Genomic DNA, 23634 nt, shown 5'->3' with positions numbered 1-23634 from the left:
TATTATATTTACAAATATATTGTTATTACTGCTCGGCAACGGACTGTTTAAAAGGCCTATGATGTTCGCCTCTTTAATAGCATTAATCTTAATAAACATGCGCTCTATGTCAGAGTGGGTAAAGTCGTTATTTAACGCATGGCCAATGCTGCTTCTGATGACATATGCTTTAATATCATCATCATGGTCTATATGGTCAAGCGTATCTATTTACGAAACAATCTGGCAATACATTTTATTGGTGTATGCAAGTGTATTAGTAACTTCTGCTGGCAGAATTGATATACAAAAAATTTCTAAACAACTGGTCATGGTATGGCTGGTCATTGTTGGACTATCTGTTCTTGTATTCGATTATGCAGCAGGCAGAATTATTGAAGTTAAAGGGCTTTACCCTCATAAAAATAACCTTGGAATCATTAGTGCATTTGTTTTTTTAGTAGGGCTTTCGACTCTTGAAAAAAACAAAATAACAAAAATAATGTTATTTGGTGTCTTATTCATTTTAATATCATCACTCTCAAAAACCAGTATGGCACTGGTTTGTTTTATTTTGCTTACATATGGATTAATGAATATTGCAAAAAAGATAATGAATAAAAGAATAACAGATATTCTATTTAAAGCTATAGGGACTTGTGCATTTTTAGCATTGATATGGCTGCTTTCTAATCAGGAGCAATTTCTTAACTTTATTTTTAACAATTTACCGGATGAAGCACTGACTGGTAGAGGGCGATTGTGGATTGTCATGCTAGAGCATGCGTACGACAGGACATTGTTTGGGCTTGGTTATGGATCAGTGTGGGGGCTTGGTGAGTATTCAGAAATCCAATTCACTGAATTAATAAAAACTTCACCTCTATGGGTTGAACAGCTGGCTGCTTCGGACGGTGGCTATGTTGATATTATTTTATCGTTAGGTTTTGTTGGTCTGTTTATATTTATGCTCATCATTGGTTGGTATTACTGGAACTTGCGGAATCTATTTTTAGCAGGTGTAAATAATAAATTAGTTTTTGCACTGTATTCCTGTGGGACATTATTTGTTTTGCATAATATAACAGAAACAACTGTGCTGCTTGCAAATAATCTCCTATGGCTTGGTTTTATAACATGCCTGATCGTTCTGAGGAAGGAGAGCACACTATTACTTGATAAAGACAGAGATTATGATTAAAAGACTGCTTTGGTATGCAGCGGACAACTTTAGTGGACTGTTGTTCGGATTACTAAGTGTAATTGTTATTGCTCGCCAGTATGGAGTAGAAAACACAGGTTACCTAGCGTACATTCAGGCGGTGGCAAGCATGTTTAGCTTCTTCTATGTATTGGGTCTGGACAATGTAATTATGCATACATTTTCCAGTGAAAAAAAGGAGTCTGAAATTGTCAGCGCAGTACTCTTTCTGAGAACCTTAGGCAGTATAATATTTATATTGTCAGTTATCCTTTGGTCACATTTTTTTAGCAATATACCCAATGAGCTAATTATATATCTCAGTATTGCTGTCTGCAGTTTTCTTGTTTTGGGGAAATCATCAGTTTTCAGGTTGTATTTTCAGGCTAGAGGCCAACCTAAAATGCTTTCGCTAGCTACGCTTATTTCCCGGATCGTGGCTTCTGTTTATATTGCCTACGCTATTTTCTATCAGATTGAATATGCAGCTGCAGTTCAGTATTTCCTGGTAGCGGCAATGATTAATTATGGAATTGTTGCTTATTGCTATTTCCGGAAAGGTACATTTTCTTTTCATGTAAAAGAAGTTATTCAAAAAAGTGGGAACCTAATAGCTAAAAGCTATTATATTTTGTTTTCATCGATGATCTTCCCCATTTTTATGTATATTGATATTCTGGTTATTGAGCACTTTCTCAGTGAATACGATCTGGGTATCTATGCAGCAGCAAGTAAACTGGTGGCGCAGGCAATATTTCTTGGTCATATTATCGTTCTATCTTTTTATAAGGAGATTCATGATGAAGTGGTCACTGTCGGCCTGGGTGGGGACAAGCTCAGACTTTCCTATACTCTAATTATTATCCTTGCATTAACAGGTTGTATTCTTACTTTTTTTATCAGTACACCTCTCATTCAACTGTTGTTTGGTGATCAATTTTCAGATTCTGCACCCATCCTGAGTATACTGGTTTGGAAACTATTATTTATTTATCTTGCTGCTTTAAACTCAAGAATATTGGTTATTAATGGGTGGACTCATATTGAATTAATCAAATCCATTCTTGCTGCTGTGTTAAGTGTGGTGATGGCTTTCACGTTGATACCAATGTATGGCACAATTGGTGCCGCTATGGCCTCTGTCAGTAGTTTTATGGTTGCTGACTTACTTCTCTACGTAATTTTTAAAGAAACAAGGCCCTTATTCTTTTTGTTTTTCAAATCATTGTACGGCATAGTATGGCAACCTCTGAAAACCGGCCAAGATTTGATAACGACACTTCGGAGTTAATTTGGATTTATCAATTATTATACCTGCATACAATGCTGAAAAGTATCTGGCAGCGACATTACGCTCGTTAACTTACTCGGCAGAGCAGCTACGCAATACCTTGACTTATGAAATTGTTGTAATTAATGATGGCTCCACTGACGCAACCGAGCAAATCATTAATCATGACTTTTCAGATGAAATAAAAACAGGTCTATTAAAATATTACAGTCAAAAAAATCAGGGTGTCAGTGTTGCAAGAAATTATGGCCTTGAAGTAGCAGTCGGGCGGTATATTACCTTTGTTGACGCTGATGACCTGGTTACTAAGGAATATCTGCCAACAATCTCTTCACTATTAAATAATAAAGATATTGATATATTTGAATTTGGCTATTTTCGCTTTAAAGAAGATGTTGATAACAGAGTTGAAAAAGGTTATGTGTCCCTTTGTTTTGGGATGAAAGAACAAAATATAGCATTTGAAGAATGCCTTATTCGGTTTAAGTGGTTTAGCTGGTGTCGTGTGATAAGAGCTGAATTAGCAAAATCAATACAGTTCCCTATCGGGATAAAGCTTCTTGAAGATTGTATTTTCCTTATTAAGGTCTACCAAAAAGGAAAAAAAATCTATTCTTCTGATTCTGTTGTTTATGCTTATCGTGATGAGAAGAATAGTGCAGTTAATAATGCACGGATTGAACAGTGTTACCCTGCCATCGAGTTTTTAAGGAAAATTAGCCTGCCTAAAAGATTGCAGCGCTATTTAGATATACATATATTTTATTTATTGCACAGCTCTGCAAAAAAGACTATGAGTTTTTCAGAATATCTGATACTTCGAATTAAAAGTAATAAGTTAAGTGCTATCAAACTTATTTTTTCTAAAGAAATAAGCAGGCAAGCTATCATTACCAGCCTTTTTCCACTTATGAAGTTTTTGGTTTATAAGATTCGAAATAGATAATTTGACTACATCATATTGCTGTTTTGTAAAGTTTATTGAGGAAATTTATTTGATGAAAGTTGTATTTCGTATCTCTTATATGGGTTTTGGTGGTGCAGAACAGGTATTTCTGTCATTAGCTAGAGAATTTAAAAAGTTACATGATGTGATGTTTGTTACTGATAAAAACTATGGTAATACTTACGATTCATTAATGAAAGAGAATATTCCTGTTAATAGCCTTGATTGTAGTCGTACTATTCTAAGTGTTATTCCTTTTGCTCAGTTTATTGATTCTTTTAAGCCTGATATTATTCTTTCAGCTTATCCTGACACTAATGGTGCCTGTATTTTATCCAGCAAGCTGGCAAAACATAAATGTAAGATTGTATTGAGTGAACATGCATCTGTTATTGAACATTTTAAACAAAGGTCATTTTTTCAAAGAATTAAAGTAAAACTGATTATAAAACATCTCTATAAATATGCAGACAAAATTGTAGGAGTTTCTAAAGGAGTTTCTGATGAGGTTTCTGCTATTTTAAAGATTGCAGATAAATGCACCTTTATTTATAACCCTGTTCGATTCTTGCCCGTTGAAGATAATTATGTCTTTAAAAAAGAAAAAGGCTTAGTCATAGCTGTAGGTCGTATTACTCCCCAAAAAAATTTTTTAATGTTACTTGAAGCTGCAAAAATAATTAAGAAACTAAATTCTCATTTAAAATTTAAAATTATAGGCGGAATTGATGATCAACAGGAGTATTTGGCACTGCAAGAATATGTTGCCAATAATGAACTTAATGATACCGTAGAATTTGTTGGATTTTGTGCAGATATAGAAAATTATTACAGAAAAGCAGAACTTTTTGTTTTGTGTTCTGCTTGCGAAGGTTTTGGCAATGTTATTGTTGAAGCCCTGTCATTCGGACTTCCTGTTGTATCCACTGACTGTAAAAGCGGTCCTTCGGAAATACTTGAAAATGGACGCTATGGTCGTTTAGTCCCAGTTGGTAATAGTTTAGCTCTGGCAGAAAGTATACAGGCCGAAATGACTGATCCATCATCAACAATTCAAGAACGACAAAATAGAACCCTGTATTTTTCAGAAAAAAATATTTCTAATCAGTACATAAAACTATTTGAATATTTATTGGGTGATTGATTTTGAAACAGTTTGCTTCTTATATTTCATCTGATGTTTTTAGATGGTATGGCCACTCTAGCCTTAAATTTTTTTAAAAGCTCTATTAACCAAAAGAGGTTTTAAATTTATCTTTTTTATGAGGCTTGCGAATTTTTTCAACAAAACCCCTGTTGTAAGATTTTTCTTTATTGTAATTTATAAAGTGGTCAAGATTGTATATTCTAGTGATATCGATTTTAGATGTAGTGTTGGAAAGGGATTAAAACTTCATCATGTAATTGGAACCGCTTGGGGGCCTAACGTAAAGATTGGTAATAACGTAACCATTACTCACAATGTCACGCTAGGCCATAAAAATGGGGTAATGCCAGTAATTGGTAGTTATGTCTACATTGGTCCAGGTGCATGTATTGTTGGCGTAAAAATAGGTGATAATTGCGTCATTGCACCAGGCTCTATTGTCATAACCGATGTACCTGATAACGCTGTGGTCGCAGGTAATCCAGCGAAAATAATTTCTTATAAAGGGGCTTTAGAATTAATAGAGTACCCCTGCAAGATGGGAGTAAATTAATTGAAGATTGTTACTTTGGGGACAGGTGATAAAGGTGGAATAGATTCTGTTATTAATAATATAGAAAGTAATCTTAAACAAGAGTTCAGTTTTAAGCGCTATATTACTCACCTTGGAAAATACAAAATTCAAGATATGGTATTGGCGGTAAATGGATTGCTTATCGTTTTATTCTATTCAATTTTTGTGAAAGATTCTGTTTTTCATTTGCATATGTCCTACCGTGGCAGCTTTTGGCGGAAGTATATCTACTATCGAATTGCAACTTTTTTTAATAAGCGAGTTATCATCCACCTTCACGGGTCTGAATTTAAATGCTTTTATGAAGGGCAAAAACCTTCAGTTCAACGAAGAGTTGTAGAACTTATTCATGGTGCCGATCCGTTTGTCGTTCTTTCTGAAAGCTGGTACCAATATATCAAAAAGATTGCAGGGAAAGATTGTAGAAATATTCGTGTTATTCCTAATTTTGCTGTCGTGGCCCCTATTCCAGACAGAAAAAATCAAGCCAATCATATTTTGTTTTTAGGTGCTTTGATCGAAAGAAAAGGTATTTTTGATCTTCTTGAATCCTTGACCACTTTGCCTGATGTAACGCTGCATGTGGGGGGGACTGGTGATAATCAACGGTTTGAGAAGATGGTCAATGACCTGGACTTGCAGAGGCAGATTATCTACCACGGCTGGGTCAACGCTGAACAAAAAGCGGAACTTTTTGCCCAGTGTCAGTTGCTAATCTTACCTTCCTATAATGAAGGCTTGCCTGTGGTTATTCTTGAGGCAATGGCATCGGGTTTGCCAGTAATTTCCACACCGGTTGGTGGTATACCAGAGGTTGTTTTACCTGAAGAAACTGGTTTTTTAGTTGAACCGGGGAATAAGCTCGCCATTAGTACGATGATCACCAGGGTACTGGCAGATCCAAAACTTCCGGTTATAGCTGAAAATGCCCGAACTCTTTATTATCAATCTTATGATGTCTGCGCAGTGTTGCCTGCGTTGCGGGAGATTTACCAGTAAAAATGAAAGCTGCCATTAACTCATTCTTATCACTGGCAGTGAATCTAACAGCCAGCGCCTCACTAGCTGGTCATTCAGTCAATTATTTACCAGAAAAAATAGACCTTGGTAAAGCCATAAATTTCAACCGCTCCGTTAGCGAGATAAATTATGAAGTAGATGAACATTCATTTGCCCTCACAGAGGATGGTGCGCTATTTTTTCTTGAGGCAGACAGAACATTTATTTATGGTGGGGAACGCTCTGAATTAGCCTTTTTTTCTCCCTACCAGATAGGGGATAGCGTTACTTATGATTTCACTTTCCAACTAAGGAAATCTTCTTCATTTTCCATGGGGTGGTCTTGTGGATGGGTTTTGTTCGCTCAGTGGCATGACCAACCAGTCAAGAACAGAGGTGAAACCTGGGCAACTTTTCCTAAGAATTCGCCACCATTTTCCTATCAACTATTTTTTGAAGATGAATTGAGGGTGGGGATTGTTGCCAGAAACTCCCAGTTTATGTTTCCTGTTGAGCTTGAAATCCCCGTTTCCTGTTCGACTACTGTGACATGGCAATACCCCGAAGATGGCAAGGTAAAGGGCTTTTGTACTCAGGGTGATAATACGTATGCCTTTAATTTTAACGATGTGGTCATGCTTAATGATTATTATCATTACTTTAAATTTGGGCTCTACCGAAAACGCACCATTAACGATTTTATGGCCATTGAGTTAATTAAACTAAATATTTATTAAGGTATAACTTTGTCAGATAAAAAAATTCTTATGGTGGCTTCGCCAGGTGGCCACTTTGTACAGCTAAGCCTGATTGCAGAAGCACTTTCTAACTACTGCAATAATTTTATCATCGTTGGAGTTTATGAGAGCAAACCCTCGTTTATAAAAGGTGACACTTATCGCCAAGTGTCTGATTTTAGCCGTGATAACCCCGCAGTGCTTTTTAAATCCATTAAACAGGCCTGGCTTCTTTTAAGAGAGTATAAGCCTGATCTTGTGATTACTACAGGTGCTGCACCCGGCTTTGTTTTCATTGCTATGTCGAAAATACTTGGAATAAAGGCCGCTTGGGTCGATAGTATTGCCAATTCCAGAAAACTCTCCCTATCCGGAAGGTTTGCCAAATTGCTTGGCGTACATGTGCTAACACAATGGCAAAATGTGGCTAGCGATTCTAGCGTGTTGTATAAGGGAAGGGTGATATGATTTTCTTGACTGTTGGCACCCAGCTACCGTTTGATCGGCTGGTTACCCTTGTGGATAAATTTGCAGAATTGTCGGATGCGACTATTGTCGGGCAGATAGGTAATGGTCTTTATAAGCCTTCTGCCCTCCAGTACCAGCCTTTCTTTGCGCCTGATGAAATGGATCGTTGGTTTGTTCAGGCTGATGTTGTCGTTTCTCATGCTGGGATGGGTTCCATTATTAACTGTTTGAAATTAAAAAAACCGATTATCATTTTTCCTCGACTATCCAGGCTGGGTGAACATCGCAATGATCACCAATTAGATACGCTCAATTCATTTGACAATGTTAAAGGGGTACATATTGCCAGAGACGAGTCTGTACTTAACAATTTATTGGAAAATCACAGAGCACTAAATAAACCGGTTGGCCTTGAAAATTCTGAAATAAACAAGATGACTAAATATCTTTTGTCCCTTATTTAATTTATAGAGCTTTATTATGAGGTCATTGAATCAGTTCCTTTTTTTACAGAGAACCTTAGTGAAAATCAGGCGGTTTTGGTTTACGCAATTTTGGGGAATGGATATCGATAAAACCGTAATATTTTCCATGTCTGCAAAACTGGACAAAACCTACCCACAAGGTATTCATATTGGAAAATATTCATACTTAGCTTTTCAAAGTGCTGTACTGTCACACGATATGATTAGAAAGCTTAAAGTGGATACGGTGATTGGTGAGAACTGTTTTATTGGGGCTAAAAGTGTTATTTTACCTGGGGTTGTTGTTGGTAATAATTCAGTTGTTGCTGCGGGGGCTGTGGTTACAACTAATGTACCACCCAATACTATTGTTGCAGGAAACCCTGCAAAAGTTATAAAGCGTGATATAAAGGTTGGTAAATATGGGGTGTTGATTTCTGAAGCTGAACAAACCTAAACTTGACTTTCCAGGGGAAATTTTATTATTCGATTCCGGTATTTAAATTTGGTTTTCAGATGGCATCATTTGCTATTTTTTATTTTACTATTTTCAGGCACATCAGCAATAGCAAATCAGCAAAGCCAGTATATTAGGATAGCGGCTATTGGAACCAGTCTGACTCGGTATGGCGAATGGCTCCCTACTTTGTCTGAACAAATGTATAAAAGTTACGGCATTTCTATATCCTATCAAAACTATGGCTTTCCTGGTAAAAATATAAAATACGGACTTAGCAAGCTGGATAACATCCTTGATTCTAAAGCAGATATTTACTTGATTGAGTTTTCTGTCAATGACGCAGATCTGTTGAAAGGTGTAACTCTTTCTGAGAGTCGTGAACTGACGTCAACTTTTGTTCAGAACATCAAGATTGAGTATCCAAATGCAAAAATTATTTTGATGAAAATGAATCCGGTATTTGGGTTGCGAAAATGGATGCGGCCTCGTCTTGAGTCATTCTATGATTTGTATGATGATTTAGCTGACGATGGTAATGTAGATATTCTTGATTTTTACAGTGTATGGCAGCAAAAATCCTATAAAAAGTTAAATCTTAATATTCCAGATGGGGTTCATCCGACCCAAGAAAGTACTATTGAAGTAATGATACCTGTGTTACTGAGCTACTTGTCGGAAGAGTTTTGCTTTCATAAATAAAGTCGATGATCGAAATTTTCATATTGGCACGCAGTAGATAAGTTTTACCGGCTAAGAGATCGTACCCCACGACTCAAAATGCAACAATATGAATTTAACGGCCGTTATCATGTCTGGTAGCTCCGGCAGCCGCCTCTGGCCTCAGTCCCGTTCTTTATACCCAAAACAGTTTCTGCCCTTGGTCAACGAACAGACTATCCGCTGAAAAACCCCGGCAAGTTCAACCTTGAGCTGATTGAGGTGCAGAGCGGTGGGTATCTGGGTGAGGATGATATTGTGCGGTTTGAGGATACCTATGGTAGGGCGTGATGAGTTACTGGTTGTCGCTGGCTGTCACCATTTTGGCGTCGTATATAGTGGCACAGGCGGCGCTCAGCCGTCGGCAGGGTCGTTATTTATGCTGCTGTCAAAGCTTACGGATAATTCGGCAATCTCCAGGGTTATTGGTAAATCCACAGGCCACCATAGATGTAGGCCGACATAGACTGTTTTTCACTCCAGGAGTCGAGAATGAGCACTCTTAACTGTTTTAAGGCCTACGATATCCGTGGCCGTATGCCTGATGAATTGAATGAAGATATTGCCTGGCGGATTGGCCGGGCAACAGCGGAATATCTCAAGCCCAAAACGATGGTTGTGGGTGGCGATATTCGCCTGTCTACCCCGGAGTTAAAAGTAGCCCTGAGCGACGGTTTACGGGCAGGCGGAGCCGAGGTGATTGATATCGGCTTGTGCGGTACTGAAGAGGTTTACTTTGCCACATCAAACTTGAAGGCTGATGGCGGCATTATGGTGACTGCAAGCCATAATCCGAAAGATTATAACGGCATGAAACTGGTGCGGGAAGAGAGTAAGCCGATTTCGGGGGATACCGGGTTGCGGGAGATTCAGCGGCTGGCTGAAGAAGCGTTTATGGAATCGAACAGACTCGGTTCCCCGGACATCCCATTTGCCTCTTATCGGAAGATCAGCAACCTTGTCCCTTATGTGAATCATATTCTGGGGTATATCAAACCTGGTGAATTAAAGCCACTGAAACTGGTGGTAAATGCCGGTAATGGGGCTGCCGGGCATGTGATTGATGCCATTGAGGAACGGTTTAAGGAAGCCGGTGTACTGGTGGAGTTTGTGAAGGTTCACCATGAACCGGATGGTAACTTTCCCCATGGAATTCCCAACCCACTATTACACGACTGTCGACAGTCAACGGTGGATGCGGTACTTGAGCATCATGCAGATATGGGCATTGCCTGGGATGGTGATTTTGACCGCTGCTTCCTTTTTGATGAGAAAGGTCAGTTCATTGAGGGTTATTATATTGTTGGGCTCTTGGGCGAGGCGTTCCTGGCGCACTATCCTGGTGCGAAAGTTATCCATGACCCTCGATTGACCTGGAATACTATTGACCAGGTTTCGACTGCCGGTGGTGTGCCGGTGCTCTGTAAAACCGGCCATGCTTTTATCAAGGAGCGCATGCGTAAAGAGGATGCGGTGTATGGTGGTGAGATGAGTGCCCATCACTATTTCCGTGACTTTGCCTATTGCGATTCAGGGATGATTCCGTGGCTACTGGTGGCGGAGTTAATGTCCCATAAGGGCAAGAAGCTTTCTGAGTTGGTGGCCGAACGGCTTGCCCTGTTTCCATCCTCTGGAGAGATCAACAGCAAATTGGCTAACCCACAGGTGGCTATTGATAGGATTCTTTCGATTTATCAACAGGATGCGTTAGCTGTGGATCATACCGATGGTATCTCACTGGATATGGGGCAATGGCGTTTTAACCTGCGACTTTCCAATACCGAGCCGGTGATTCGGTTGAATGTGGAAAGCCGGGGGGATGTGGCGTTGATGAAAGATAAAACGGCTGAGTTGTTGAGTTTGATTCGGCAATGATTTGGAACCACAAATGCCCATGGCACGTGAAAATATTTTGCGCCATCCTCAGGTATGAAAAATCGTTAAGCAGAATATTTTTTACGGCAAAGGACAAGAGCACTGAGGAAAAGGTGTTTCTTTCTCTGTGTTCTTTGTGCCCTCTGTGGTTCAAAAAGGACTCAAGATTTGGTACGGATTTTAGCGATTGGCTGGCTGGTCTTTCTGGTGATGCTTTCGGTCAGTAAAAGCCTCGGCTATGGCCACTGGGCCTGGGGCAGTATTGAGCATTTTCTGGGTGGCAATCTGCAAATGCATTTTGTCATGGCCTTTATTCTTTCTGTACTGGCTCATTTGGCTTGCCCAAGGTCCTGGCACTGGGGCAGGTTGTTATTGCTGTTGATTATTGGCTGCGCTCTTGATGAAAGTTTGCAGGTGGTGTTTCCACTTCGGAATTATAACCCGCTGGATTTTCTCGTAACCTGTACCGGTTTGTTGCTGGCTGCTTTGCCGTTTATGGTTTCTCACTGGCGGATGATTAAAAGTTCTTGAACCACACAGCTCCACAGGGGCGATGATTGCTCCTGAAGAATCGACACTCCCTCTCCTCCATACATGGCAGTCGTAAAAGGAAGGGAAAGAGAAAAAACTTAGCTTTGCCTTTGTTCTTCTTGTTTTTGTGTCTCCAAAACAAAATGGATTTTATGTAGATGCCTACCTCATTGTTGTCGGGCCGATCACGGCTGCCTCTTATTGTTCTGGTTTTTATCGATGTAACCATCGCCTTTGCCTGTGCTGAGCTGTCGGAATGGGTGCGGTTTGGGGAGCACGCCACTCATTATCACAATGTGATGTATATGCAGGCATTGCTGGTGGTAGTGCTCTCGTTCCTGTGCGAAGTGTATGCACCCTGGCGGGGTCGCCGAATCAGTGAGCGACTGACCAAGGTGTTTATTGCCTGGTCTCTGTCGTTTATGGTGATGATTGTCTTTATGGTGATGACTAAAACTACTGAGAAATACTCCCGCCTCTGGCTCGGAACCTGGATTGGCATGGCGATCCCCATGGCACTGGGTATCCGGTATGGCCTTTACCAGCTGTTAAGGTCCTTCCGCAGCCATGGACGCAATACCCGCCATGTACTGGTGATTGGTGATGGCCGTAATTTTGAGGCCATGCGGGCATACTTCTCCCAGGACAATGCCTATGGTTACCGCCTGCAGCATGTGATTGAGCACCATAACAATGAGCAGGCGCTGGCAGAACTGGAACAGTTCCTTGCCAGCAATCAGGCCTTTGATGAATGTTGGCTCTGCATTCCTTTTACCAAGAGCCCTATTCTTCAGCCCGTGATGTTTACCCTGCGCCATAGTACCACCAATATCCGCTATATGCCGGGGCTGCAGGATCTGCCACTCATGAACCACAACATTACCAAAATCGGGGATTTTCTTGTCCTGGATATCAGCTGTTCACCTATGGATAGCATCAACACTATTACTAAGCGAGTGTTTGATCTTGTGATTGGCAGCCTGATTCTGCTGTTGATTTCGCCGGTGATGATTGCTGTTGCCATTGCCGTGAAACTCTCGTCTCCGGGGCCGGTGTTTTTTAAGCAATACCGCCACGGCACCTCAGGCAAGCAGGTGAAGGTGTATAAGTTCAGGAGTATGAAGGTGCATCAGGAAGGTGAAGGTAAGGTGACCCAGGCCACTAAAGGTGACCAGCGGGTGACAAAGGTGGGTGCTTTTATTCGCCGTACCAGTCTGGATGAGCTACCCCAGTTTATTAATGTACTGCAGGGACGGATGTCCATTGTTGGCCCAAGGCCCCACGCGTTGGCTCATAACGAGTATTACAAGGATCTGGTAGAGTCTTATATGAAGCGCCATAAGGTAAAGCCGGGGATTACCGGGCTGGCTCAGGTACGGGGCTTTCGTGGTGAGACCGATACGCTGGATAAGATGCAGCGCCGGGTGGAGTGTGACTTGGAATACATTAATAACTGGTCTCTGTGGCTGGATATCAGGATCGTTATCAGTACGGTTTTTAAAGGTTTTATGAACCCTAATGCTTATTAAAAGATTTTTTTGAACCCCAAGAACATGCCTCTTGCTGGATACAAAGTTGTGGTCTGAAATAGCTGACCCGTCTGTTAAGCGAACCACAGCGTTTGTGGAGGCGTTGCCTGAAATAGAATCTGCGCTCCATTGGTTAACTACTTAGTTGATGGTTAGGAAGTTTAGTAGTGGTTGGCAAGGTGTGAGGTTTGAGAGAAGAGTTAACAGTAAGTAGAGCGAAAGAGCCAATAATACAAGAGTATTTATCATGGCTCTTACTTAGTGGTTCAACGCTTTTTCATGGTTTAAGCATAAAATAACAATGACGTATAGGCAGTGTTTGTTCTGGCCTTTGCTGGGCATCGTTTTCTGGTTGCCCCTGCCGATGGGCAGTAATCCACCATGGGCGCGGGCGATTCTGATATTGCTGATTGCTTTACTCAGTCTATTCTGGGTATTGGGCTATGCCCTTAACCGGCTGGAAACCACAGCGTCTTTCCGTCAGGTAAAATGGTTGCATGCCGGTTTTACTGGCGTTATTGGCTGGTTGTTTGTCCAACAGTTGCCCATGTCGGCTGCGTGGGTCCAGCTGCTTTCTCCTTTCTCATGGAACCTTCATTCCTCTGCTGCAGAGACGCTGGGGCTGGTAACACCCCAGTGGATGACGCTGTCGATCTCTCCTCACGATACGATGGTCAGTGCTCTGTTGACCATGGCCTACTACCTGTTTTTTTGTCTCTGTCTGCTGCTGGTGGACCGGCCTGATAAATTACGCTGGTTTGCCTGGGCCTTTGTGGTCTCCGGAATTTTTCAGGCTGTGTTTGGTTCGCTGAGTACGCTGTCAGGGGCAGAAGTGCTGCTGTTCGGTGAGAAGCCATCTTACTTTGGTGTTGCTACCGGCACTTATGTTAACAGGAACAGTTTTGCCGGGTGTATGGAGATGACGCTGGCCTTTGGTATGGGATTACTGATTGCCCAGTTGAACGATAGAAAAGCGGGCAGCTGGCAGGAGTGGCTTCGCGAGACTCTGCACATGCTGATGAGTAACAAGGTCATACTACGTACCGGGTTGGCCATTATGGTGATTGGCCTGGTGCTTTCCCGTTCCCGCATGGGAAATACTGCTTTTTTTTCCAGTTTGCTGGTGACCGGACTTCTGTTCGTTATCTGTCGTAAACAGCTCAGCCGTGGGATGATCGTTCTTTTTGTCAGCCTGCTGTTGATTGATACGGCTATTCTCAGCCAGTGGTTTGGCCTTGAAAAGGTGATGGAGCGTATTGAGCAAACCTCTCTGGAGCGGGAGACCCGTCCCAATGTGTCTGAGGTTACTTTGGGAGCAATCAGTGATTATTCACTGACAGGCTCTGGTGCAGGTAGCTTTTATACAGCACTGCCTGCTTATCACGATGGTAGCTGGAAAGGCTTTTATGATCTCGCCCATAATGATTTTCTACAGTTTCCCCTGGAGTTTGGCGTTCCAGTATTTCTGATATTAGCGTTGATGGTGGTCTGGTCATCCTGGCAGGCGGTTCAGGCGATGAAGCTGCGTCGCAGCCGACTGATGATTGGTATGGGGTTCTCGTCGTTTATGGGGATGTTGGCGATTATGATTCACTCATCCGTAGACTTTAATCTCCAGATCCCGGCGAATGCGGTGTATTTTGTTGCCTTGATGGCGCTGGCTGTTCTGGCCAGACACATGCCTTCTAATAGGCACAGGTCATCTACCGTCAAGGGTAACGGCTGACCTGCTGGCAGTTGTTTTTCAGAAGAAACTCTCTTGATATATCAATGATCGCCAGGTTCTTCAGGGTATTGGTACCCAGCAGGATCTGGTTTCTAAACCGGGAGCGAGAGGTCAGGCTGAAGTCGGTGCGGGTTTCGACCGGACCAAGACGTATGGTTGCTTCAATTACCGGACGTTTTTGTGGGGTTCCATGGTGGGTTTGCACCCGGGCGAAGCGCTTCAGGGGTTTGGTCATTTTTACCAGTTTGCGTTTGTCGCTGGTGGTAGGAACCTTAAAGTGTACCCATAGTGAGCCGTTGGTGTGCTTCCTGATTTTGATGTCTCTGGCATCCATGGAGGAGAGGGTGGAGCCGGAGTCAATCAACGCATTGATCCGGGTGGAAAATTCATCGATCTGGTCAACCCTTTCCTGCAGGCCAAAGAGATAACGGTCACCTGCCTGGCATGGATGTTGATATGGCGGGGGGGCTGCGGTTACCAGTGCGCTGGGTATGAATGCCAGTGCCAGAATGGCACAAAAGGTCAGGCCTGAAAATCGGGTGGAAAACAACATTACTTCCTCCATGAAGGTACTGCACAACTGAATCCTTCTCTTTATATTTGTAGCTGTTGACGATAGATTGAGCCTCTTTAATGAGAACGGCTGGTATTTGTTGACGGTTTAACGACGGGTTATCTTCTGGCCTTGGGGAGGAACCTGTGGATTGCCAATATTCTGTTATTTGAGGATGTAGACTCTTGAAAAAGTGGGTGACAGGGTGGGGCATCCCCCTGATTATGGTGATTCTGGCCGCTGAAGTTCTGCTGATTAATACCCTTTCCGGGCCAGATAATGCGCCATTGAGCCTGAGTATTGTGGGTGCTGTGTATAGTATTGCCTTTGTATTTACCTATTTTCATGTTCCCGTGCCTGTTGCGTTGTTTCTGACCGGAGCTATGTTGCTTGTTCCAGCTTACTTGCTGACCTTGCTGATTCGTCGATTGATGTTTAGGCGCTGACTATTCGGTCTGCCTGGTACTTAATGATCAGTAATTCCCGATGAATCCTGAAGCACTACAGCCACGAGAGATACAGAAGAGGTAAAAAAATCATGCCCGCACAATTCTTCGACTAAAATTGCATATTACTCAATCATTGTCGTCGAGTCAGTCATGGGTACGGCTATTCAGAAAAATGTCAGGCAATTCAGTGCTTCTTACTTGATAAAAAAGGTATCAGAATGCTTCGACAGCATTCCAGATCATCGTCCAAATAAATGCGTGATACCCTTTCCTAACTTTCTGAAATCTGCTTTTGCGATGATGCATCAAAAGTTCGATTCACTATTAGGGTTTGATGAAGAGCGGCTTGATGAAATCTGCTGTCATAATCTTGAAAAGCTCTATCACGTAAAAGATGGCAAAGTTCCCTCCGATACCAGAATGAGAGAGGTTGTTGACCCGGTTAATCCACTCGGGTTGAAGACGCCGTTTAAAGAATTGTTTTCTGTCGTTCAGCGCAATGGTGCTCTGCAAGCTTATGCATTCGAATGTGGCAAGTTGAAAGATCTTTATCTGCTTCCTATTGATGGTACGGGTCTCTTTTATTCGGGAACCTGCCGCTGTGATGACTGCTGCATTAAAAACGAGGGCAAAAAAAGTGAAACCTTTTACCACAATATTATGGGGGGCTGTATTGTCCACCCTTCCAGAAAAACCGTCATTCCTTTAGCGCCGGAAGCAATTTGCCGACAGGATGGTTCCACAAAAAATGATTGTGAAAAAGCGGCAATAAGACGTTTTCTGGCGCAGACAAAACATGACCATCCACGCCTGAAACTGGTGATTCTTCTGGATGGTCTATATGCGGACAACCCTACCATTGCTCTGATCAGAGAGCATGGCTGGCACTATATTATCGTGGCCAAAGATGGTAACCATGTGTCGCTTATTGAGGCCATGAATGCCCTTTATGACGAAGGCCAGGTTCATCACCACAAAATCGTTGATGAGAAAAATAACACGACTCATAAATTCCGCTACGCCAATAACGTCCCCCTCAATCTTCAGGATGAAACAGAGCGGGTTAATGTTCTGGATTACATTGAAATCGACAAAAAAGGGATCCAGCATGTCTGGTGCTGGGTAACTGATCTTGAATTAACCGATGATACCGTTGAATCCGTGATGCGAGGAGGCCGTTGTAGATGGCGCATTGAAAATGAAACGTTTAATACCCTGAAAAATCAAGGCTATCAACTTGAACACAATTACGGTCATGGCGAAAAACATCTGGCTACGAATTTCGCCTACCTTACTTTTCTCGCATTCCTGGTTGATCAGATTCAGGAATTTTCTTGTCCAAAATTTCAGCAGGCTTTAAATAAACCAAAGAAGCCTACACGAAAGCGATTATGGAGGAAAATCACCAGCTTCTTTCTCACGTTAATGATTGATAGCTGGGACAGTTTGTTTAAAGCCATTGCCCATGGTGCTAAAGCACAAAAGATAGCTTTTGACACATCATGATTTGGCAAGATAGCCAGAATTTTTCAGGGTGATGATAGTTATTTTTCTTAGCAGCGAAAGTTGAGGGTTCTCTTGTGTTTTCAGAAATTATGAGTATGTCAGTTTTCTGGTTGTGGCAGCTGACGTGTATTCATCGGGAGTAGCTGCTTAATGATTGATCTAATTAAATGATTGATATCCACAACCATATAATTCCCGGTATTGATGATGGGGCTGAAAGTCTGGAGCAGGCACTGGCCATGCTGGCACAGGCCCAGGCGGATGGCATCCGGAAGCTGGTGTGCACACCCCATATGCACCCTGGCCGGTTTGATAATGATTTGGGTTCCATTGGTCCGATATTCGAAGGCCTTAAAAAGCAAGCCAGGGCAGCGGGGTTTTCGATTCAGCTGGCGATGGCAGCAGAGGTGCGTTTCAGCGATGAAATGATGTTTCAGTTACGCAGGAATGAAATCCCGATGATTGGTCAATGGGATGGTTTCCAGTGTCTGTTACTGGAAATGTCCCATCAACGAATTCCCGTGGGGATGGAGCAGATGCTGGACTGGCTTTATAAAAGGAAGATAAGGGTAGTGATTGCCCACCCTGAGCGAAATAAAGAACTGATGTCGTACCCTGAGCGTGTATTGCCGTTTGTCGAGCGTGGAGCATTGTTACAGTTGACAGCGGGTTCGGTCGCCTCTCTGTTTGGTGAGAGGGCAAAAACTACTGCCCGCTGGTTTGTGGATCGTGGGCTGGTGCAGTTTGTGGCTTCGGATGCTCATCACCCGGTTCGGCGACCACCAGCCATGGCGCTTGCGGCTGAGACATTAAATCAGTGGGTTGGCAGTGATCAGTGTTCATTGCTGACAACGGGTAATCCCGAGAAGTTAACGCAGTGTCTTTTTGGTGGAGCCTCATGAAAAGTTCGTTATTCCGGCCTCGTGGTTTATTGATGCTGCCGATTGCACTGGGATTGTGTCTGGTGATTTATCAGGCCTTGACCTTGTTGCGCTCCGAGGTCGGGCGTTACCAGACGGAACTCTTCCTGGATCATTGGCAGCAGGAGACCGAAGCCAGTAACAGTTTTGTGGTGGAAACTTCTGAATTGGACATTGCGATCAATGGTGTGGAAAGCGCCATACGGCAAATGCCGGATAATCCTGCACTGTATGTTTTGAAGGCACGAGTGCTTGAACGGGGCAGGCTTTCCGGTATCGATATAGAGAATAATTCGGAGCTGGAAATCTGGCAGAAAGCTATTGCGTTAAGACCTGCCTGGCCATACAGCTGGAGCGACTATGCCCATGCCCGCTCACAATATTCACTGATTGATTCTGAATTTGAAGAGGCATTACTTCGAGCCAGCCAGCTTGGCCCATGGGAGTCACGTGTTCTGGAAAACGGCGCGTTATTCAGTTTTCACTACCGGGGCTGGTTGAGTGATCAGCTGCAGGCAGAGCTGGATAACAGTTATCAGAAACTGGTAAAAATTCATCCACACACTGCCCAGCGTATAGTCAGACAATATCAATAAAACCTTTTTCAATACAAAGGCACAGAGACACAAAGTTATTAGAAGTTTTCTTTGTGTCTCTGTGCCTTTGTTGTTTTAACAGTCTCACGGAAACTCCGGACTCTGATAGATCGTGCCAAGCACCCTTCGACTCCGCTCAGGGTGAGCGGAGATTGTACACGTCAAACTCATTGAAACCATGTACTAATTCAACCGTACCGTTTTGTTTTCACTGAAGGTCAGCTGATAGCTCACTGCCTGTTCACCTGGGTCGACAATTTCCAGTCCCAGGCGGATAGGTTGTGCTTTAGGCATTTCGTCTGAGCCGGCCAGCTCGCCACCGAGGTATTCCGATGGGGTAAAGGTGCGGTTAGCCACCAGTCGGCCGTTGATATCGGTAAAGGTCAGCTTTAAGTCTGGAAACGGTTGTGGGTGCCTGGCTTCATTAATGATGACAGCATCTACCTGCAGGGCGTTGTCTTGATCAGGATGGCTGCGTACCACAAGGTCAACGCTTTTAATGGCGTTGAGGTTGACCATAGGGGGAAGTGTGCAGGAAAGCAGATTACAGGTCATGGCATAAGCCGGTCGTAGGGCAGGGTTCAGTGACAGTGTGCTGCGGTTGAACCAGGCAAATTGCAGTGTCAGCAACACCAGCAGGCTGCAGGCCGCAACACCCCAGTAGGTTCTTTTCCTGCGGAGCTGTTGTTCGTTAATGGTTTCTTCGGTTTCTCGCTGGTCCAGTTCGTGAATCAGGGTTTCGATGCTTTGCTGGTGGTAGCCATCATATTGGATGGGCGCAGTGGCAACCTTTGCCTTTATGGAAGGGTCAAGGTCTTTGCTTCTGGACGTTTCCGGTTGTGTTGAATCCGGTTTTTTAACCGGTTTTTGCTGTTGGACGACCAGTGTTTCCCGCAGCTTTTTTCTGGTTTGAGTGGGTGTCTGGGGTTCTTCCCGGTGGACAGAGGGGGATATTTCAACGTTTTCAGTGGGGGTGTTGAATGCCGCCTTTTCTTGTTCTTTCAGGCGCGGTAGCTGGTCTATGGCATTAAAAACCTGAAGGCATGAACCGCAACGCACCGAACCCCTGGCAGCCTTAAGCTGGGCATGGGTAATGCGGAATATGGTCTGGCAGTGGGGGCAAGTGACACTTGACGGCGTCATGTTGACTGTTTACCTGATCTTAAAGCAGCATTTTTTATTAGACCAGAGCCCCCGTACTGAATCCAGTCTAATTGATAATGCAGGTACATTTGTTTCTATTGAAACCCGGGGAGTAACAAGTTCTGTCATACCTGCATCACATCAATGCCAGCTTATGAACGTCGCTTACCAGAAAGCATGGCCCAGCCATCAAAGGTGACTGCTGTATCCATGGCAAACCACTGTTCATAGGTTTGAATTATTTCATCCGCCTGCTCAGCCAGAATACCGGACAGAGCAATGGAACCGCCTTCCCTGGTCAGACTGGCCAGTTTGGGAGCCAGTTGAGTCAAAGGGCCAGCAAGAATGTTGGCCAGTACTATATCAGCCTGATCTGCTGGTTCGTCATCGGGCAGAAAAACTTCCAGTTTATCCACCGGAATGTTATTCCGTTTAGCATTCTCGATAGTGGCTTCCAGTGCCTGCGGATCCAGGTCAACACCGACTGCGGATTGTGCACCCAGAAGGAGTGCTGCAATAGCAAGGATGCCAGAACCACAACCATAGTCGATAACTGTTTTGCCAGTCAGGTTATTCTGCTGATCCAGCCAACGCAGGCAGAGTGCCGTGGTGGGGTGCGTCCCGGTGCCGAAGGCCAGGCCCGGGTCCAGCATCAGGTTAACAGCCTCAGGATCGGGAACGTCTTTCCAGCTGGGGCAAACCCACAGGCGGTTACCAAACTGCATGGGGTGGAAGTGGGTCATCCACTCCCGCTCCCAGTCTTTATCTTCCACCAGTTCGACCTTGTGATCTGGGAAAGGGTTCAGTCCGGCATGTTCTTTGAGAAAGGGTATAACATCATCGGTGCGGGTCTGGGCATCAAACAAGCCAACAACAATGGTGTTGGTCCACAGCGGTGTGGTACCCAGCTCCGGTTCATAGACCGGTTGATCTTTTGCATCCTGCAGGGTGACCGCACAGGCTCCAGCTTCCAGAAGCAGGTCTTCCAGAATTTCAGCATGGTCAGAAGTTGTGTCCAGTCTGACTTGAATCCAAGACATTGTGTTACCCAGAATGAAAAGCGATAAGAATTCCGACCTGTTCTTCAGGAAAGAAATTCATGGAACATAGGCGACTTATTGTAGCTGAGCACCGGTATTTCATAAACATTTGCTGGCTGATCGACCAATAAAAAGAAAGGCCATCTCCTGTGGGAGACAGCCTTGTCAAAGAGGAAAAAACTGAAAATCACTCAGCCAGTTTCTTTTCCAGATAGTGAATACTGACACCACCTTCCTTGAAGTGAGGATCAGTCACCAACGTCTGGTGAAGTGGAATATTGGTTTTAATCCCCTCAATAACGGTTTCATCGAGTGCGTTCTTCATCCGGATAAGGGCCGTTTCACGATCCGGACCATAACTGATGATCTTGGCGATCAGGGAATCATAGTAAGGAGGAACGCTGTAACCGTTGTACAGATGGCTGTCCACGCGAACACCATTGCCGCCCGGTGCATGGAACTGCAAAACCTTGCCTGGTGATGGCATAAAGGTTTTTGGGTCTTCGGCGTTGATTCGGCATTCGAAGGCGTGGCCTTTGAGTTCGATATCTTCCTGACCAACGCTCAGAGGCAGGCCGCTGGCAATTCTCAGCTGCTCTTTGACAATATCAATGCCGCTGATTAGTTCGGTCACCGGGTGCTCAACCTGAACCCGGGTGTTCATTTCGATGAAATAGAACTCACCGTTTTCATACAGGAATTCAAAGGTTCCAGCACCTTTGTAGCCCAGCTCAATACAGGCACGGGTACAGGCGCTGGCCACTTCCTGGCGCTTCTCTTCCGGAATGCCGGGCGCAGGCGCTTCTTCAATAACCTTCTGATGACGACGTTGCAAAGAGCAGTCGCGGTCACCCAGATGGATGGCGTTACCCTGGCCATCGGCCAGCACCTGGAACTCCACATGACGTGGGTTTTGCAGGAATTTCTCCAGGTAAACCGTATCATTGTTGAATGCCGCACCGGCTTCTGATTTGGTCAGGGCGACGGAGCTGATCAGGTCTTCTTCGTTGTAGACCACGCGCATGCCGCGGCCACCGCCACCGCCGGCAGCCTTGATGATCACCGGATAACCAATATCCCGGGCAATAGCCATGGTGCGGCTGTGATCGTCAGTGAGAGAGCCATTAGAGCCAGGAACCGTGGGAACACCGGCTTTCTGCATGGCTTCGATTGCTGAGACTTTGTCCCCCATCAGGCGGATAACGTCGGCGGAAGGCCCGATAAAGGTAAAGCCACTGCGTTCTACCTGTTCAGCAAAATCTGCATTTTCGGACAGGAAGCCGTAACCCGGGTGAATTGCGGTGGCGTGAGTCACCTCGGCGGCACTGATGATGGCAGGAATATTGAGATAGCTGTCTGCCGGGTTGTTTGGACCGATACAGACGGACTCATCCGCCAGGTGCAGATGCATAAGGTCAGCATCGGCCTTGGAGTGAACCGCAACGGTCTTGATGCCCAGCTCTTTGCAGGCCCTTAATATTCTGAGAGCAATTTCGCCCCGGTTGGCTATTACGACTTTATCGAGCATAACGCGATTCTCAGGCGATTATCAGACAATAGTGAACAGGGGCTGGTCGAACTCAACAGGCTGACCATTCTCGACCAGAACGGCATCAATAGTGCCGGATTTGTCCGCCTTGATCTGGTTCATCATCTTCATGGCTTCAACAATGCAGAGTACATCACCTTCCTTAACCTGCTGGCCGACTTTGGCGAAGTCAGGCGCATCCGGTGACGGAGCACCGTAGAAAGTACCAACCATGGGAGACTTGACCTGATGGCCCGAAACGACAGGCTCAGCAATAACAGGTGCAGCTGCTTCAGTGGCAGCGGGGGCAGCAGCAGGAGCCGTGGCTGTTGCAGCAGCCGGGTAGGCAATGGGGGCGGCGGCTACCGGTGCATTTTTCGAGTAACGGCTGATACGAACGGACTCTTCACCCTCATGGATTTCGAGCTCATCAATACCTGATTCTTCCAGCAGCTCAATGAGCTTTTTTACTTTTCTGATATCCATTGTCAGTCTCAAATGCTTGTACTGGCAGCACTGGCTGGCCAGTCTGGTTGATTTTGCGAAAAATCGAACACTCTACTTGGCGAGTGCAGGATCCCCGGTGGTCAGTTTTTGCCTGACAGTGCCACTGTTTAAAAGGGGGTAAGGCAGTTGCACTGTGATTAACGTAAATCAGAACGTTGTCCTGTGTTGGTGCCGCGTTCTGAAAAAATGGTTCGCGTTCTTATGGCTCCGGCTGTCTGGCAAGTCTGTCAACTGCGGCAGACAGTGCCATTTCGTAGCCTTTAGGTCCCAGTCCGGCAATAACCCCTTCAGCAACGTCACTGAAATAGGAGTGATGACGGAAAGGCTCCCTGCAATGAATGTTCGAAAGGTGTACTTCAATAAATGGAATAGCAACCCCAAGCAGTGCGTCCCGCAGTGCCACACTGGTGTGAGTGAAAGCGGCCGGGTTGATGATGATAAAGCGGACGCCATCCTTGCCTGACTGATGAATACGATCTATCAGTAGATGTTCCGCATTGCTTTGAAAGCTTTCCAGCTTGAGGCCTGCATCAGTAGCCAGCTGGACAAGGTTCTGGCAGATCTGTTCAAGCGTGGTTGCACCGTAAACACCGGGCTCTCGAGTGCCAAGCAGATTCAGGTTTGGACCATTGAGCACAAGAATGTCGGCCATGTTTATCCTCTTAAGACCCCAATGGTCACCGTTGCGACCCTGACCAATGAGAAAGCTTCAGTAGTCAGCCTACTTTGGTTAACCTGGCTACGCAGT

Annotated in this window: 26 protein-coding genes and 1 pseudogene; 21 read left to right on the top strand and 6 right to left on the bottom strand. The window is 44.4% G+C overall.

Annotated features, from left to right (window positions below):
* The first annotated feature begins 106 nt into the window (after positions 1–106).
* The 17 genes and pseudogenes from ACO6UX_RS07380 to ACO6UX_RS07300 all read left to right on the top strand — a co-directional run bounded on the left by ACO6UX_RS07380 (position 107) and on the right by ACO6UX_RS07300 (position 14644).
* Complete coding sequence (locus ACO6UX_RS07380; protein WP_422446304.1) at positions 107–1180, top strand: O-antigen ligase family protein; 1074 nt, start codon at positions 107–109, stop codon at positions 1178–1180.
* Complete coding sequence (locus ACO6UX_RS07375; protein ID WP_422446302.1) at positions 1173–2471, top strand: flippase; 1299 nt, start codon at positions 1173–1175, stop codon at positions 2469–2471. The genes ACO6UX_RS07380 and ACO6UX_RS07375 overlap by 8 nt, the downstream gene beginning before the upstream one ends.
* A gap of 1 nt (position 2472) precedes the next feature.
* The gene (locus ACO6UX_RS07370; protein WP_422446300.1) at positions 2473–3417 is read left to right on the top strand and encodes a glycosyltransferase family 2 protein; all 945 of its coding nucleotides are present in this window, start codon (positions 2473–2475) and stop codon (positions 3415–3417) included.
* Between the two features lie 52 nt (positions 3418–3469).
* Positions 3470–4561 carry a glycosyltransferase gene (locus ACO6UX_RS07365; protein ID WP_422446298.1) on the top strand — a complete coding sequence of 364 codons (1092 nt, stop codon included), beginning with the start codon at positions 3470–3472 and terminating at the stop codon, positions 4559–4561.
* 118 nt (positions 4562–4679) lie between these two features.
* Entirely contained in the window at positions 4680–5117 is a 438-nt protein-coding gene (locus ACO6UX_RS07360) for a serine O-acetyltransferase (RefSeq protein WP_422446296.1), read from the top strand.
* Positions 5118–6137, top strand: coding sequence for a glycosyltransferase family 4 protein (locus tag ACO6UX_RS07355; protein ID WP_422446294.1), 1020 nt, complete (start codon positions 5118–5120; stop codon positions 6135–6137). It begins immediately after the preceding gene.
* A gap of 2 nt (positions 6138–6139) precedes the next feature.
* Complete coding sequence (locus ACO6UX_RS07350) at positions 6140–6874, top strand: heparin lyase I family protein (RefSeq protein ID WP_422446292.1); 735 nt, start codon at positions 6140–6142, stop codon at positions 6872–6874.
* A gap of 9 nt (positions 6875–6883) precedes the next feature.
* Entirely contained in the window at positions 6884–7342 is a 459-nt protein-coding gene (locus ACO6UX_RS07345) for a hypothetical protein (protein ID WP_422446290.1), read from the top strand.
* Positions 7339–7806: a glycosyltransferase gene (locus ACO6UX_RS07340; RefSeq protein ID WP_422446288.1), complete on the top strand. Its 468-nt coding sequence runs from the start codon at positions 7339–7341 to the stop codon at positions 7804–7806. Before ACO6UX_RS07345 ends, ACO6UX_RS07340 begins: the two co-directional genes overlap by 4 nt.
* A gap of 97 nt (positions 7807–7903) precedes the next feature.
* Positions 7904–8263, top strand: a complete 360-nt coding sequence (locus ACO6UX_RS07335; RefSeq protein ID WP_422446286.1) for an acyltransferase — start codon at positions 7904–7906, stop codon at positions 8261–8263.
* A 69-nt stretch (positions 8264–8332) separates the two neighbouring features.
* The gene (locus ACO6UX_RS07330; RefSeq protein ID WP_422446284.1) at positions 8333–8965 is read left to right on the top strand and encodes an SGNH/GDSL hydrolase family protein; all 633 of its coding nucleotides are present in this window, start codon (positions 8333–8335) and stop codon (positions 8963–8965) included.
* Between the two features lie 88 nt (positions 8966–9053).
* A complete protein-coding gene (locus tag ACO6UX_RS07325; protein ID WP_422446282.1) occupies positions 9054–9170 on the top strand; it encodes a sugar phosphate nucleotidyltransferase in 117 nt (38 codons plus the stop codon).
* Positions 9167–9274: pseudogene (locus ACO6UX_RS07320) on the top strand (mannose-1-phosphate guanylyltransferase); the annotation flags it as partial. The gene ACO6UX_RS07325 and the pseudogene ACO6UX_RS07320, both read left to right, overlap by 4 nt.
* 201 nt (positions 9275–9475) lie before the next feature.
* Positions 9476–10858 (top strand): phosphomannomutase CpsG, encoded by a 1383-nt coding sequence (locus tag ACO6UX_RS07315; protein ID WP_422446280.1) that lies wholly within the window; start codon positions 9476–9478, stop codon positions 10856–10858.
* 168 nt (positions 10859–11026) lie between these two features.
* On the top strand, positions 11027–11389 hold the full coding sequence (locus ACO6UX_RS07310; RefSeq protein ID WP_422446278.1) for a hypothetical protein: 363 nt from the start codon (positions 11027–11029) through the stop codon (positions 11387–11389).
* Between the two features lie 158 nt (positions 11390–11547).
* Positions 11548–12918, top strand: coding sequence for an undecaprenyl-phosphate glucose phosphotransferase (locus ACO6UX_RS07305; protein ID WP_422446276.1), 1371 nt, complete (start codon positions 11548–11550; stop codon positions 12916–12918).
* Positions 12919–13219: 301 nt separating this feature from the next.
* Positions 13220–14644 carry an O-antigen ligase family protein gene (locus ACO6UX_RS07300; protein WP_422446274.1) on the top strand — a complete coding sequence of 475 codons (1425 nt, stop codon included), beginning with the start codon at positions 13220–13222 and terminating at the stop codon, positions 14642–14644.
* On the opposite strand, the gene ACO6UX_RS07295 is transcribed toward ACO6UX_RS07300, so the two are convergent.
* On the bottom strand, positions 14628–15197 hold the full coding sequence (locus ACO6UX_RS07295; RefSeq protein WP_422446272.1) for an ATP-dependent zinc protease: 570 nt from the start codon (positions 15195–15197) through the stop codon (positions 14628–14630). The two genes, ACO6UX_RS07300 and ACO6UX_RS07295, sit on opposite strands and share 17 nt — an antisense overlap.
* Before the next feature lie 185 nt (positions 15198–15382).
* Between ACO6UX_RS07295 and ACO6UX_RS07290 the strand changes: the two genes are divergently transcribed.
* The 4 genes from ACO6UX_RS07290 to ACO6UX_RS07275 all read left to right on the top strand — a co-directional run bounded on the left by ACO6UX_RS07290 (position 15383) and on the right by ACO6UX_RS07275 (position 18668).
* Positions 15383–15643, top strand: coding sequence for a hypothetical protein (locus ACO6UX_RS07290; RefSeq protein ID WP_422446270.1), 261 nt, complete (start codon positions 15383–15385; stop codon positions 15641–15643).
* 153 nt (positions 15644–15796) lie between these two features.
* Positions 15797–17152, top strand: a complete 1356-nt coding sequence (locus ACO6UX_RS07285) for a transposase (RefSeq protein WP_422444684.1) — start codon at positions 15797–15799, stop codon at positions 17150–17152.
* Between the two features lie 167 nt (positions 17153–17319).
* On the top strand, positions 17320–18054 hold the full coding sequence (locus tag ACO6UX_RS07280) for a tyrosine-protein phosphatase (RefSeq protein ID WP_422446268.1): 735 nt from the start codon (positions 17320–17322) through the stop codon (positions 18052–18054).
* Positions 18051–18668, top strand: coding sequence for a hypothetical protein (locus tag ACO6UX_RS07275; RefSeq protein WP_422446266.1), 618 nt, complete (start codon positions 18051–18053; stop codon positions 18666–18668). The genes ACO6UX_RS07280 and ACO6UX_RS07275 overlap by 4 nt, the downstream gene beginning before the upstream one ends.
* A gap of 183 nt (positions 18669–18851) precedes the next feature.
* Here the strand turns inward: ACO6UX_RS07275 and ACO6UX_RS07270 are convergent, their stop codons facing one another.
* The 5 genes from ACO6UX_RS07270 to aroQ form a co-directional block, all read right to left on the bottom strand.
* Positions 18852–19811, bottom strand: a complete 960-nt coding sequence (locus tag ACO6UX_RS07270; protein ID WP_422446264.1) for a DUF3426 domain-containing protein — start codon at positions 19809–19811, stop codon at positions 18852–18854.
* A 152-nt stretch (positions 19812–19963) separates the two neighbouring features.
* Positions 19964–20851, bottom strand: coding sequence for a 50S ribosomal protein L11 methyltransferase (gene prmA, locus ACO6UX_RS07265; RefSeq protein ID WP_422446262.1), 888 nt, complete (start codon positions 20849–20851; stop codon positions 19964–19966).
* A gap of 187 nt (positions 20852–21038) precedes the next feature.
* Complete coding sequence (accC, locus tag ACO6UX_RS07260; RefSeq protein WP_422446260.1) at positions 21039–22379, bottom strand: acetyl-CoA carboxylase biotin carboxylase subunit; 1341 nt, start codon at positions 22377–22379, stop codon at positions 21039–21041.
* A 21-nt stretch (positions 22380–22400) separates the two neighbouring features.
* The gene (gene accB, locus ACO6UX_RS07255) at positions 22401–22865 is read right to left on the bottom strand and encodes an acetyl-CoA carboxylase biotin carboxyl carrier protein (RefSeq protein WP_422446258.1); all 465 of its coding nucleotides are present in this window, start codon (positions 22863–22865) and stop codon (positions 22401–22403) included.
* A 220-nt stretch (positions 22866–23085) separates the two neighbouring features.
* Positions 23086–23538 (bottom strand): type II 3-dehydroquinate dehydratase, encoded by a 453-nt coding sequence (gene aroQ / locus ACO6UX_RS07250; RefSeq protein WP_422446256.1) that lies wholly within the window; start codon positions 23536–23538, stop codon positions 23086–23088.
* Positions 23539–23634: the final 96 nt, after the last annotated feature.

The sequence above is a fragment of the Endozoicomonas sp. ALB091 genome (assembly GCF_049310265.1).
GTDB lineage: Bacteria > Pseudomonadota > Gammaproteobacteria > Pseudomonadales > Endozoicomonadaceae > Endozoicomonas.
This window is presented reverse-complemented; position numbering and strand designations above follow the sequence as displayed.

Excerpts from the sequence above, each read along its gene's own strand:
- aroQ (WP_422446256.1), bottom strand. The coding sequence starts at position 23,538 with ATGGCCGACATTCTTGTGCTCAATGGTCCAAACCTGAATCTGCTTGGC.
- ACO6UX_RS07305 (WP_422446276.1), top strand. The coding sequence starts at position 11,548 with ATGCCTACCTCATTGTTGTCGGGCCGATCACGGCTGCCTCTTATTGTT.
- ACO6UX_RS07325 (WP_422446282.1), top strand. The coding sequence starts at position 9,054 with ATGAATTTAACGGCCGTTATCATGTCTGGTAGCTCCGGCAGCCGCCTC.
- accC (WP_422446260.1), bottom strand. The coding sequence starts at position 22,379 with ATGCTCGATAAAGTCGTAATAGCCAACCGGGGCGAAATTGCTCTCAGA.
- ACO6UX_RS07270 (WP_422446264.1), bottom strand. The coding sequence starts at position 19,811 with ATGACGCCGTCAAGTGTCACTTGCCCCCACTGCCAGACCATATTCCGC.
- ACO6UX_RS07340 (WP_422446288.1), top strand. The coding sequence starts at position 7,339 with ATGATTTTCTTGACTGTTGGCACCCAGCTACCGTTTGATCGGCTGGTT.
- prmA (WP_422446262.1), bottom strand. The coding sequence starts at position 20,851 with ATGTCTTGGATTCAAGTCAGACTGGACACAACTTCTGACCATGCTGAA.
- ACO6UX_RS07350 (WP_422446292.1), top strand. The coding sequence starts at position 6,140 with ATGAAAGCTGCCATTAACTCATTCTTATCACTGGCAGTGAATCTAACA.
- ACO6UX_RS07275 (WP_422446266.1), top strand. The coding sequence starts at position 18,051 with ATGAAAAGTTCGTTATTCCGGCCTCGTGGTTTATTGATGCTGCCGATT.
- ACO6UX_RS07375 (WP_422446302.1), top strand. The coding sequence starts at position 1,173 with ATGATTAAAAGACTGCTTTGGTATGCAGCGGACAACTTTAGTGGACTG.
- ACO6UX_RS07285 (WP_422444684.1), top strand. The coding sequence starts at position 15,797 with ATGGGTACGGCTATTCAGAAAAATGTCAGGCAATTCAGTGCTTCTTAC.
- ACO6UX_RS07360 (WP_422446296.1), top strand. The coding sequence starts at position 4,680 with ATGAGGCTTGCGAATTTTTTCAACAAAACCCCTGTTGTAAGATTTTTC.
- accB (WP_422446258.1), bottom strand. The coding sequence starts at position 22,865 with ATGGATATCAGAAAAGTAAAAAAGCTCATTGAGCTGCTGGAAGAATCA.
- ACO6UX_RS07280 (WP_422446268.1), top strand. The coding sequence starts at position 17,320 with ATGATTGATATCCACAACCATATAATTCCCGGTATTGATGATGGGGCT.
- ACO6UX_RS07295 (WP_422446272.1), bottom strand. The coding sequence starts at position 15,197 with ATGTTGTTTTCCACCCGATTTTCAGGCCTGACCTTTTGTGCCATTCTG.
- ACO6UX_RS07300 (WP_422446274.1), top strand. The coding sequence starts at position 13,220 with ATGACGTATAGGCAGTGTTTGTTCTGGCCTTTGCTGGGCATCGTTTTC.
- ACO6UX_RS07365 (WP_422446298.1), top strand. The coding sequence starts at position 3,470 with ATGAAAGTTGTATTTCGTATCTCTTATATGGGTTTTGGTGGTGCAGAA.
- ACO6UX_RS07380 (WP_422446304.1), top strand. The coding sequence starts at position 107 with ATGTCAGAGTGGGTAAAGTCGTTATTTAACGCATGGCCAATGCTGCTT.
- ACO6UX_RS07315 (WP_422446280.1), top strand. The coding sequence starts at position 9,476 with ATGAGCACTCTTAACTGTTTTAAGGCCTACGATATCCGTGGCCGTATG.
- ACO6UX_RS07335 (WP_422446286.1), top strand. The coding sequence starts at position 7,904 with ATGGATATCGATAAAACCGTAATATTTTCCATGTCTGCAAAACTGGAC.